We start from the raw sequence: 9,636 nt of genomic DNA, 5'->3' as shown, positions 1-9,636 counted from the left end.
ATGCCTTGACCCCAGCATAACCCGCAGAACATAACCTTCAGGCGGGTCAATTCTCGATGAAAACCCCGGGTCACTTCTGGGTGGAAATCAACATTGTCAGGTCGCTGGATCGCTACCAAGGGTATAAAACCATCCAGTGGCCTTCCTGTGGCCGTCTGGCCCCCCCTGCCAAATCAACCAGACTGATCGCCATGCCCTTCCCCCTCTCGCCTCAAAGCATCGACGCTCTAGCCGACATCATCACCGGCGGTTCAGGCATGGGCGGCGGCCCACCCCCCATCGGTATCTATCGTTCCGGCCCCCAGCTTGAGCGCTTCATGCGCGGCTGCAATGTGGACTTCCGCATCAACGGCTCCCGTGTGCCGTCCCTCACTACAGCGCTACTCGACATCAACAGGGGCTTCGAGCCTGAGAAGGTGCTCTCAAGGATCATTGAGGCTGCTGCGGACCCCCGCGACTTCATCCATGAGCCCGAACGCCATATCGCTGTCCTCGACCATCTCAACCGCGTGCTGCGCTTCGACGGCTTTGAGGTTCAGCAGCAAGGTGGACGAATGCGTTTTGTCGAGGCGGGCAAGGGTGTGCCTGTCCTGGCGGAGTTGGCCGGGCTGTCCGAGGTGATCGACTTCGATACGGTGAGCCGCGATCTGGACCGCGCCCTCGCAAGCAGCCAAACCGACCCTGAGGATGCCGTCACCGCCGCGTGCAGCACGGTCGAGGGCGTGTGCCGGTCGATCCTCATCGAACTGGGGCAGCCGCTCCCTGCCAAGAAGGATGTGCTGGGGCTCTACAATGCCGTGAAACAGCCGCTTGGTCTGTCCCCTGACCGTTCCGACATCGACCCCTTGATAGCAGGTGATGTGCGACAAATCCTTTCCGGCCTGGCTACGGTCATCGGTGGGGTAGGGGCTCTGCGCACCCATGGCGGCGACGCTCATGGTCGCGAGAAGGGGTATGCCCGCATTGACACACGGATTGCCCGTTTGTCGATTCATGCCGCGAGCACGGCAGCGCTCTTCCTCATAGAGACATGGCAACGCAAGTTCCCAACCCGTCCTCTTCCCAAGGCCGATCATCTTGGTGAGTAGGTCGCCAACGACAAGGGTTGACGCTTTGGTATGCCAAAGGTCAAGCTCGCGGTGCTGGCACAAGCGCCAGTGAAAGGACGGGTGTTATGCTTGAGTGGATACTTATCATAGCCGCAGCCTGACCAAGGTTGCTGTCAGCACGTCCTGGGCCCGTTCATCGTTCAGGTGGCGGGCCCGCTTGTGTATCGACCCAGCGGAATCTGCACAGGTTAAGGTGGGTCGATACAGAAATGCGCGAGCGGCTGGAACTGGCGCGCGAGGCTTATGCCGAGGCCCGGGAAGAGTGGCAGGGCCATTTAACGAAATCGCCCATTACCACTTACTCACAAGCGCTTTAATTAGATAGGCTGTCAGGCCAGCGCCTAGGGCGAAGATCGCGACACCGATACTTCCAGTGTTAACTTCCATAATTCCAAGAAAGTTGATTTTGCTTTCGGAAGAAGGGTCTGAGGAAATGTAAACTAGAAATACGCCCATTGCGCAGATCGCAACGCCACACAGCATTGCGAAGTACATCAACCCAGACAGCTTATCTCTGTTGTGCATCGTAACAATGTCCTTTGGCGTTAAGTTAATGGGCGGGCCCTTCGAGAACCCGCTAAGATTCTTAAAACCGCTCAGAACACACCCCCGAGAGACTGTCCGTTTCTCGGGGGAATATACATGAGCAGCGTCAAACTGCAAACTTAAACGGCTTGCTGCACGCGGTCATCGGCACGGTTAAACTGGCGCGCAGTGGCTCCGCCTTGCCGTCTAAGCATCCGTGAAGCAGCAGCCTTTAGGGCTGGCATTTGCAGTTCTCGGTACACCTTGTTTGCCTCATTTATGGAGGCAATGGTGTTACCATTTTTCACCTCCTCTACCGCCCACTCAAGAAGCGTTAGAGCATTGTTGAAAAGCTCACGGTTGGAATCTGCTCCAATGTCATCCATTAGAGCTTTGATTTCCTCCACTCGCTCGTCCTTTACGTCAAACTGGAAGCGCGTCTTGGACATTGCGTCCTCCTGGGCAAAGATTATGGGGGGATTTGTGCGGGGACGTCCTGAACAACAGACTCAACCCTATTGGGAGTCCGGTCGTCGCAGTCCGACAAGAAATCTTTCGTGGGCAGGTCAAAGGGTCGCCCCTTCCTCATCCCTGCCAAAGACTTTTCTCTTGGCGCGGAACAAACGATGTTGGTTTCGTTCTGGAGGTCCATATAGCATCTCCCTGATGTCTAGGCTTTGCGTGCGTATCGATGGGTTTTTCATTTTCAATATCCATATAATTGCGTTTACGGGTTCACGTGGACCGCTATGGTTCAGGGATTTTTAGCGACATTACACGACTCCTACGAGGTTTACAGGGTACATATACGATGTCTGTTGGGTGTTGTCAAGAGGGACGGGAGGAATGGATAGGAGGTAAATACGAGGTGAAAGCGAGGAGCGTGGGTCCGTTCTGGCGACCTTTTCGAACCGCCGGGCGCTCGGACGCGTAGGATCACGATCGCCGCTGTGCCGTCTGATTGTACATGGTGCATTTTGCCATGGCATCTGTGGGTAGCGCGCCGTTGTAACTGCCGTTTGCTGACGGATTTCGACATACCTGCTGGGTGGTACAAAAACGGTCCTTTCTGTCCTGGCCCCCTGCCCTACCCCGGATCAAGGGCTTAGGTCGGACAAAAACCCATGACAAAACCTTTGCGATTATGGGAGGGTTTTGGCACTGTGCAGCATGATCATCGGATATGCCCGCGTAAGTACAGAGGACCAGAATCTGGACGGCCAGATCGATGCGCTAAAGGCGGCTGGTGCCGAGAGGATCTTTACTGACAAGATCACCGGCACGGCCCGCAGCAGGCCCGAGCTGGACCGCTTGCTAGATCATCTGCGCCAGGGCGACGTGATCACTGTCACCAAGTACGACCGCCTCGCTCGCTCCTTGCGTGACCTTCTCGATATCGTGGACACCATCCAGGCACAGGGCGCTGGCTTCCGGTCGCTGGCCGAAGACATCGACACCACCACGCCCGCCGGTCGGCTGGTGTTCCATGTCTTCGCGTCCATCGCTCAGTTCGAGCGGGAGCGGATTTCGGAGAGGACCAAGGACGGGCTGGATGCGGCCCGCAAGCGCGGTCGCATCGGGGGCAGGCCCCCTGCCCTATCGGTCTCGCAGAAGGCCGAGGTACTCCGGATGCGAGATGAGGATCTGCGGCCTCTGCCCGAGATCGCGCAGTTGTTTCGGGTTAGCGTAAAGACCATCAGGCGGGCGTAAGCTAGCGACCTATTCATGGGTGTATTACGCAGAGAACGGTCCATCCCACGGGGGGCTCGTCAAAGCTTCAGGCGGTGCTGCCATCGTTGCAAAGTGGGTGTATCCATCTAGCCCGACCAGCCGATAGATGTTGGGCTCTTTCTTCTCATGAAAGCGAGAAGACTGTCGTTCAACCACAACAAGACGGCTATGAGTCAAAACGGACATCGCCGACCGCACGCTGCCGACATGCACGCCGGTATACTTCTCAAACGTGGGATAGGTAGACAGAATGTAGTTGGTCTGCCGGTCTCGCGCCGAGATCAGATAGAAATAGATCTTCAGAGCGTTCATCTCATCAATGTTGCGCAGCTTCCAATGCTCAAATGGCAACATCACGCCAGAAGAGTACAAGGGACGAGCGGGCAACTTCCCCCACGGCTCCGGTCTGAAATTCAGCCGAAACATGCTGCGCTTTTCCACGGTCGTGTCGAGAAAATGCTGCTCGCGGAGCAGAGTGATGGCACGTGACAACGTCGCCCTGGATATGCTGAGTGATTTGGTGAGATCGTCGTAGGTGGCGCTGACTTCCGTGTGATCAGGGGCCAGCCTCTGGCCAAGGGCAAGCAGCACCATGAGGGCGGCGGTTGCCGTTCCTCCATGACGAGACCACGCGAACTTTCTCAGTTCACCGCGCCTGATCCACTCTGTTGGAAACTGCGTCCACTTGGACAAGCTGCGATCCGTCATTTCTTCGGCCCTCGTGTAGAGCCTCGCACGACGTGGATCGCATAGACCGCGAGAATGATCGCACCAAGGGCGATCAGCGCCAGCAACGACATCAGCGGGATTTGTGCGAGAAGCTTCAGGGTTTCTGTGTCCATTGGGGGTTCTCCATCTTGAGAAAATGCGATTTTCCCAAATTTAAAGTTTCCCCTGCCAGTATATCTAGAGACAGTTCAAGGCTAAAAGGAGAAAAAAATTCGACTTAATATATAAAAATCAAGCACTTGATGGATATATGCATGGTTCATTTATGTATCCAATACAGTTCATGAAGGTGTTCTTGTGAACTGTTTGCAGGGCGTTAGTCGTCACCGTTTGGCTCTATGGCGACCGGCAGCAGGCGTGTGTCCTGTCCTCAGCGTCACTCTTACTGAAATCTCCCGCAGATCAAAAAAGGCAGGAACTAGGCCTTTAGCCAAGCGGCATAGGCTCGGATGTCGATCATCGGTACCGTTGCTAGCGCTTGAAGCCTGGCAATCAGTTCGAAGAGGAAGGCTGTCGCTGCCATCGCGCTCTCTTCGACCTGGTAGTCACCGTCGCAGTTGCGCGCGTAAGTGCCGTGAGCCGCCACACAGCCAAGATCGAGCGCGTGCTCACCTTGTCGGGTGAGCAGGTTCTTTGTCAGCGAGTCACCGAGCGGGGGCTTCCATCCGCTATCAAGGGTCACCAGCCCTGCCAGGATGGGATGCGGCACCTTTGGGTCCGCGACCCCTGTCGCATGTGGGATGGGCAGGCTTGTCCGATGTAATGCCCGCACGCTCGCTGCCTTGTCCTGGGCATAGGTGATTTCTTCGGCCGTGATGACTTGCTTCGCCTCGAACACCGCATAGACGCTCTCGGCCGGGACAACTTCGAGGCCGTCCTGATGGAACACAAAAGGCGAGTACTGCCGGTCGAAGACGACGATGTCGATCTGCTGACTGAAGGCTCCGTTGCTATCGACGACAACAGCCCGCCGTGCGCGATACCGCTCGGGCAGGTAATCGCCTAGCATGCTCAGCCAAACGGTCTCGGCGGCGTCACCCTTCAGAACGGGATGACCTGCGACCTCACGCGCTGTGTGCAGGCGATTGTGGATGCCTTTGTGAAGACCTTGCAGAAGCGCGGGAAGTGACCAGGTCATCGGACGATTTCACTCCAGTCCTTCGCGCCCAAGGCGGTCCTGGCGGCGGCAACGATGGCCGCCTTCTCAGCGGCTGTCAGGTCATCTGAGATCACATTGTTGGTGTTCGAGGGGTCAACCAAGCGGGCAGTTGCCAGGTTGTCGCGGATATAAGTCAGCGCTTTCCAAACCCTTTGTGAAAGTGTTCCGCCGCTGCCCCTAAGTGCAGAGATCACTGCGAGTTCCAGGTAGAAGGAAGGGAAGTCGAGCCCCTTCTGATTGCGCCACAGCTTCAGGATACGAATTTCGGGGACGCATCCACCGTACATCACATAGGCAATGTGTGTTGAAACGTTGGTCTTCGTCCAGGTGTTTGCTCGGCGTCGGAAAAGACTGTGATCTTCCGAAAGCATGTTTTGCTGACGCGCAGGAACCAGATCGACGTCATAGCCGTTCAGACGAATGTTGATCGAAACATTCTGCTTTTTCGGTGACGCGCCTGCTGCTTTCAACGTCTCGAAAAGCGAGTTGTAGATATCTCCGAGGGGAGCCGTAGCCGTGTCAGCCAAAGAGATAAAGAAGTCGATATCGGTGCCGTTCTTGTTCGCCGTGCCCTTCGCAAACGAGCCGCTCGGCGAGATACGCCGAAGATGGTGCCCAGCCCAGGATTGGATCAGCGGCGTGATCTGGCCCTGGATGCGGCGCAAAGGGGACGTGGCGGTGACGTCAACAGATTCACGAAAAAGGATGTTCTGAAGATACTGGTCTGCCGTCATGGGCTCTCACACAATGCGCGGCTGTTCAGGCTGCGGCGGCAAGCTCGCGCGGGTCGGCAAATGCCGGATCGTGTCGCCGGTCTCCTTGTCCGCCTGGGCCAGATCGAACTGCGCTTGCAAGTTGAGCCAGAACTGCGGATCGGTCCCGAACCAGTGCCCGAAGCGAAGCGCCGTGTCGCCCGTGATCGAGCGCTTGCCCGCGATGATCTGGCTCACCCGGTTGGGCGGCACTTCGATCTGCCGTGAAAACTCGGTGGGCGTGATGCCCAGCTCCCCCAGTTCGTCCTTCAGGACCTGGCCGGGATGTACTGCTCTCATGAACATGGCCTGACCTCCTTTCGTCAGTGGTAATCCACGATTTCAACGTTGCCTGGTCCTGGCTGCCCTTCCGGCCAGTCAAAACAGATGCGCCATTGCTGGTTGATGCGAATGGAGAACTGCCCTGCCCTGTCACCGCGCAAGGCCTCCAGCCGATTGCTCGGCAAGGCCCGAAGCGTGTCGAGCGACGGCGCGGCGTTTAAGATCGCGAGCCGCTTTGCGGTCTGGTCCTCGAACCCCTGAAACGCCTTTACGAACTCGCCGCCTGCGAAGCTCTCGGTCTTCTTGTCGCGATAGCTTAGGATCATCTTGCTTGGGAAGATAGATCTCTTGACGAGATACGTCAAGCGTATCTCGTGGCGTCAAAATAATATTGGATTTTTTACCTTATCCGGTTAATAAAATTATCGGATAACATGGAGACGCCTATGCCGACCGTTGTCATCGCATCGCCGAAGGGGGGTGCCGGGAAGTCCACGACAGCGATCCTGTTGGGGACAGAGCTGGCCTATGCAGGCGCGAGCGTGGTCATGTTGGACTGTGACCCCAACCACTCTCTGACCCTTTGGGCTGACCGAGCCCCCCTGCCCGATCGAATTCAGGTTCTGTCGAGCATCAACGAGTCTGACATCGTGAAGAGTATCAAGCAGCATGACACAGACGGTCAGATCGTTGTCGTGGACCTGGAAGGCGTCGCCTCGCGGCTTGTTTCCCGGGCGATCTCTCAGGCCGATCTCGTGATTACTCCGATGCGGGCTACCACTTTGGACGCCACGATTGGTGTCAGAGCGCTTCAGCTCATCGCCGAAGAGGAAGAAGCGCTCGATCGGAAGATCCCGCACGCCGTCGTCTTCACGATGACGAAGGCCGTCCGTTCGAAGCAACACAGCGGCATCGCCGAATCATTGGTGGCACAAGGCGTCGATCTGATCGACCCGCCACTCCTGGAGCGGGCAGCGTTCTCTGCTCTCTTCGAGTTCGGAGGCAACCTCCGGAACATGCCCGCCCAGGGGAACATGGATGGGGCAATCGAGAACGCCGCTCTGTTCGCCCAGGCGGTCTACAAGCGGCTTGCAGAGGGAGTCTGAGATGTCGGACGGAAAAGCCTTCAACATCGACCTAGGCCGCCTGAAAAGCCGGGAGAAGGACCGCAGCCCGCAAGCTATCGAGAAGGCAGAGCGGGCAGGGGAGGAACTGGGCTTCGTTGCCCGTGACGGGCAGAAGCGACGCGGGCGCAAGCCTAGCCCCCGGACGGGGCAAGTCCACGCGAAGGTCATGCCCGGCATTTCCGAAGAAATTGCCAATGAAGCCAAGCGCAGGGGCGTGCAGCAAGGCGTCCTCATCGAGGAGGCCTGGGAGCTTTACAAAAACAAATCCGGTATTTGACATTACCCGGTATTTTTTCTGTTCTGTATCCACTTCCTGCAGAACCCGAGGAAAGCGGCTTCAGGGTTGCGGGGCGTCTCCGGGAGCCAACTACGCCACTCTCGCTCCAGGTAATGCACATCGAAGCCGGGTGCGAGCATCCGGGCCGTCTCATAGACATCAGGGTCCAGCTGCGGCGCTACAGCCGGAGGCAGGACAATCTTTACACCTTGCCGGTTTGAGAAGGTGACCATGTCCTCTTGCTCATCGTAGGCGATGGCATAGTCCGGCATGTGGTCGTGTTCCCGATCCTCACGAACGATGTTCATGACCAAGCGCCGAAACTCACGGGGGGTGGAGTTCGATCCACACTTCTTCTGTAACAACGCGAGGCTGATCCGCCATTCCCTCTGCGCCCCGCAGTGCTTGCGGGCAAGCTCGTAGATGCGCCGCTCCAGCGGCTTCCTAAGCCGGAAGTAATCACGGTGCAGCGTGAGGACTTCTTTTGACCGGATCGCATTGAAAACCCAGTCGGAGAGCTTGATCTCAACTTCCTGCATGCGCCCGTCACGGGTTTCCCTGACGACCTCGGCACTCTCGATCAGGCCAAAGGTCCTGAAGATCTCCTTTCCGCCAGTCACGATGTTCGTGCTGATCCTGGTCCCCGCCAGGCGCTCAAGGGCTGCCTTCAGCTGAGCGTAACCTGATCCAGCCGTGTTCCGGTTCGTAGCGACAAGCATGTCAAATGCGCGAAAGCGGACAACCTGGGAAACCTCTTTCCCTTCGTTCAGGGCGGTCATCAGTTGGCTTATGCAGTAGATCAGGACGTCTCGGTCATGCACTGTGGCGAGGCCATCTACGGAAGGCTTGATCGCAATCTTGATGCCATTGTGCTCATACTCGCGAACACGCGTATCCGGCTTGGTCGAGAGTGAGAAGATCGGGTGCTCCATCGAAGCCATGTCAGCCTTGGGAACGGCATCGAAGATGTCGCACACGAAGAAATCGCCCTGCGGATACCGATCAGGCAGGAGAGGGGAACGGTTTACTACATGATCGTCAGACACAGGGAGGCCTTTCGTACTTTCACACACAGTAAGGCAGGAGGCGCTCGAAATCCACGCCGATTCGTACTTTCACACACGCAAGGCGCTTTCGTACTTTTGCCCACGCTATATCGTACTTTTACACACATTCTATCGTACTTTCACACACATCTCATCCGGAATCTTTTTTCTGTTTCAATGGCTTGCGAGAGATTTTTGACGGTTAACCCTGAATCTAACCCATATTTAACACCTTGGCCTGTGGATAACTTTTCCCGCAGCACCTACAGACCTCACCCGGCATAAAACACGCAGGCCTGTATGCCGGTCTCAGACCCCCGCAGCCACTCACCTCCAAGGACAGTGCAGGCGGTACCGTTGCCTGCCATGAAGCGGGGCAGGGCGATGCTGAGACCGACCGCAAGGACCAACCCAAAGAGGGCTATGAATGGGGCGCGCTTCTTCCAGCGTTCCGCCCTTGCCAGTTCGTCACGCAGGCGTTGAAGGGTTTGCTCTTCCTGCCGGACCAACTCATCCAGGGTGCGGCTGGCGTCCCGCCGATCGGCAGCGAGGCTCAGGTGCAGACCTTCCAGCCGGTCGAGGGGAGCGGCCAGCGCCTTGTCGATCTCGTTGCCGATATGACGGCCATAGCGCTGCGGATCAGCAAAGGCCTTGGCCGCCTGTGCGGCGTCCCGGCTTTCCAACGCAGTCTTCTGAACCGCCGCGAGGGTTTCCCCGTGCTGATCCAGCTTGTCCGACACTTTGGCGACGACGACGCCCAGAAGATCCACCATTTCACCGAGGGCGGCGAGGGAGAGGGCAGGGGTGTTGATTTCCACCCAGAAGTGACCCGGGTAGCGGCGTAATTTTCATTGAGAACTGACCCATGTGACACCTTCCCCTTGGCTGCTGGCAGCAGG

At 57.2% G+C, this 9,636-nt stretch carries 13 protein-coding genes; 4 read left to right on the top strand and 9 right to left on the bottom strand.

Annotation, left to right across the window (positions count from 1 at the left end):
* Positions 1-56: 56 nt before the first annotated feature.
* On the top strand, positions 57-1,088 hold the full coding sequence (locus BMX43_RS19120) for an abortive infection family protein (RefSeq protein WP_217643994.1): 1,032 nt from the start codon (positions 57-59) through the stop codon (positions 1,086-1,088).
* Between the two features lie 686 nt (positions 1,089-1,774).
* On the opposite strand, the gene BMX43_RS19115 is transcribed toward BMX43_RS19120, so the two are convergent.
* A complete protein-coding gene (locus BMX43_RS19115) occupies positions 1,775-2,083 on the bottom strand; it encodes a hypothetical protein (RefSeq protein ID WP_091303802.1) in 309 nt (102 codons plus the stop codon).
* 721 nt (positions 2,084-2,804) lie between these two features.
* Between BMX43_RS19115 and BMX43_RS19110 the strand changes: the two genes are divergently transcribed.
* A complete protein-coding gene (locus BMX43_RS19110) occupies positions 2,805-3,344 on the top strand; it encodes a recombinase family protein (protein WP_091303799.1) in 540 nt (179 codons plus the stop codon).
* A gap of 24 nt (positions 3,345-3,368) precedes the next feature.
* Here the strand turns inward: BMX43_RS19110 and BMX43_RS19105 are convergent, their stop codons facing one another.
* The 6 genes from BMX43_RS19105 to BMX43_RS19085 form a co-directional block, all read right to left on the bottom strand.
* On the bottom strand, positions 3,369-4,073 hold the full coding sequence (locus BMX43_RS19105) for a helix-turn-helix domain-containing protein (protein ID WP_139201640.1): 705 nt from the start codon (positions 4,071-4,073) through the stop codon (positions 3,369-3,371).
* A complete protein-coding gene (locus BMX43_RS19960) occupies positions 4,070-4,207 on the bottom strand; it encodes a hypothetical protein (protein WP_175482201.1) in 138 nt (45 codons plus the stop codon). The genes BMX43_RS19105 and BMX43_RS19960 overlap by 4 nt, the downstream gene beginning before the upstream one ends.
* A gap of 305 nt (positions 4,208-4,512) precedes the next feature.
* Complete coding sequence (locus tag BMX43_RS19100; protein ID WP_091303795.1) at positions 4,513-5,232, bottom strand: DUF6602 domain-containing protein; 720 nt, start codon at positions 5,230-5,232, stop codon at positions 4,513-4,515.
* Positions 5,229-5,987: a nucleotidyltransferase domain-containing protein gene (locus BMX43_RS19095; protein WP_091303789.1), complete on the bottom strand. Its 759-nt coding sequence runs from the start codon at positions 5,985-5,987 to the stop codon at positions 5,229-5,231. Before BMX43_RS19095 ends, BMX43_RS19100 begins: the two co-directional genes overlap by 4 nt.
* A gap of 6 nt (positions 5,988-5,993) precedes the next feature.
* A complete protein-coding gene (locus BMX43_RS19090; RefSeq protein ID WP_091303786.1) occupies positions 5,994-6,311 on the bottom strand; it encodes a HigA family addiction module antitoxin in 318 nt (105 codons plus the stop codon).
* A gap of 17 nt (positions 6,312-6,328) precedes the next feature.
* Positions 6,329-6,652 (bottom strand): type II toxin-antitoxin system RelE/ParE family toxin, encoded by a 324-nt coding sequence (locus tag BMX43_RS19085; protein WP_281243161.1) that lies wholly within the window; start codon positions 6,650-6,652, stop codon positions 6,329-6,331.
* An 81-nt stretch (positions 6,653-6,733) separates the two neighbouring features.
* Between BMX43_RS19085 and BMX43_RS19080 the strand changes: the two genes are divergently transcribed.
* Both BMX43_RS19080 and BMX43_RS19075 read left to right on the top strand, forming a co-directional pair.
* On the top strand, positions 6,734-7,393 hold the full coding sequence (locus BMX43_RS19080; RefSeq protein WP_091303804.1) for a ParA family protein: 660 nt from the start codon (positions 6,734-6,736) through the stop codon (positions 7,391-7,393).
* Between the two features lies 1 nt (position 7,394).
* A complete protein-coding gene (locus BMX43_RS19075; protein WP_091303785.1) occupies positions 7,395-7,691 on the top strand; it encodes a chromosome partitioning protein ParB in 297 nt (98 codons plus the stop codon).
* A 2-nt stretch (positions 7,692-7,693) separates the two neighbouring features.
* On the opposite strand, the gene BMX43_RS19070 is transcribed toward BMX43_RS19075, so the two are convergent.
* Complete coding sequence (locus BMX43_RS19070; RefSeq protein WP_091303784.1) at positions 7,694-8,737, bottom strand: replication initiator protein A; 1,044 nt, start codon at positions 8,735-8,737, stop codon at positions 7,694-7,696.
* 272 nt (positions 8,738-9,009) lie between these two features.
* Positions 9,010-9,555 carry a hypothetical protein gene (locus BMX43_RS19065; protein WP_091303781.1) on the bottom strand — a complete coding sequence of 182 codons (546 nt, stop codon included), beginning with the start codon at positions 9,553-9,555 and terminating at the stop codon, positions 9,010-9,012.
* Positions 9,556-9,636 lie beyond the last annotated feature (81 nt).

This window comes from Gemmobacter aquatilis, from assembly GCF_900110025.1.
Lineage (GTDB): Bacteria > Pseudomonadota > Alphaproteobacteria > Rhodobacterales > Rhodobacteraceae > Gemmobacter > Gemmobacter aquatilis.
Note: the sequence above shows the minus strand (reverse complement) of the source record. Positions and strands in the feature narration are given on the sequence as shown.

Excerpts from the sequence above, each read along its gene's own strand:
- BMX43_RS19120 (WP_217643994.1), top strand. The coding sequence starts at position 57 with ATGAAAACCCCGGGTCACTTCTGGGTGGAAATCAACATTGTCAGGTCG.
- BMX43_RS19115 (WP_091303802.1), bottom strand. The coding sequence starts at position 2,083 with ATGTCCAAGACGCGCTTCCAGTTTGACGTAAAGGACGAGCGAGTGGAG.
- BMX43_RS19110 (WP_091303799.1), top strand. The coding sequence starts at position 2,805 with ATGATCATCGGATATGCCCGCGTAAGTACAGAGGACCAGAATCTGGAC.
- BMX43_RS19105 (WP_139201640.1), bottom strand. The coding sequence starts at position 4,073 with ATGACGGATCGCAGCTTGTCCAAGTGGACGCAGTTTCCAACAGAGTGG.
- BMX43_RS19960 (WP_175482201.1), bottom strand. The coding sequence starts at position 4,207 with ATGGACACAGAAACCCTGAAGCTTCTCGCACAAATCCCGCTGATGTCG.
- BMX43_RS19100 (WP_091303795.1), bottom strand. The coding sequence starts at position 5,232 with ATGACCTGGTCACTTCCCGCGCTTCTGCAAGGTCTTCACAAAGGCATC.
- BMX43_RS19095 (WP_091303789.1), bottom strand. The coding sequence starts at position 5,987 with ATGACGGCAGACCAGTATCTTCAGAACATCCTTTTTCGTGAATCTGTT.
- BMX43_RS19090 (WP_091303786.1), bottom strand. The coding sequence starts at position 6,311 with ATGTTCATGAGAGCAGTACATCCCGGCCAGGTCCTGAAGGACGAACTG.
- BMX43_RS19080 (WP_091303804.1), top strand. The coding sequence starts at position 6,734 with ATGCCGACCGTTGTCATCGCATCGCCGAAGGGGGGTGCCGGGAAGTCC.
- BMX43_RS19075 (WP_091303785.1), top strand. The coding sequence starts at position 7,395 with ATGTCGGACGGAAAAGCCTTCAACATCGACCTAGGCCGCCTGAAAAGC.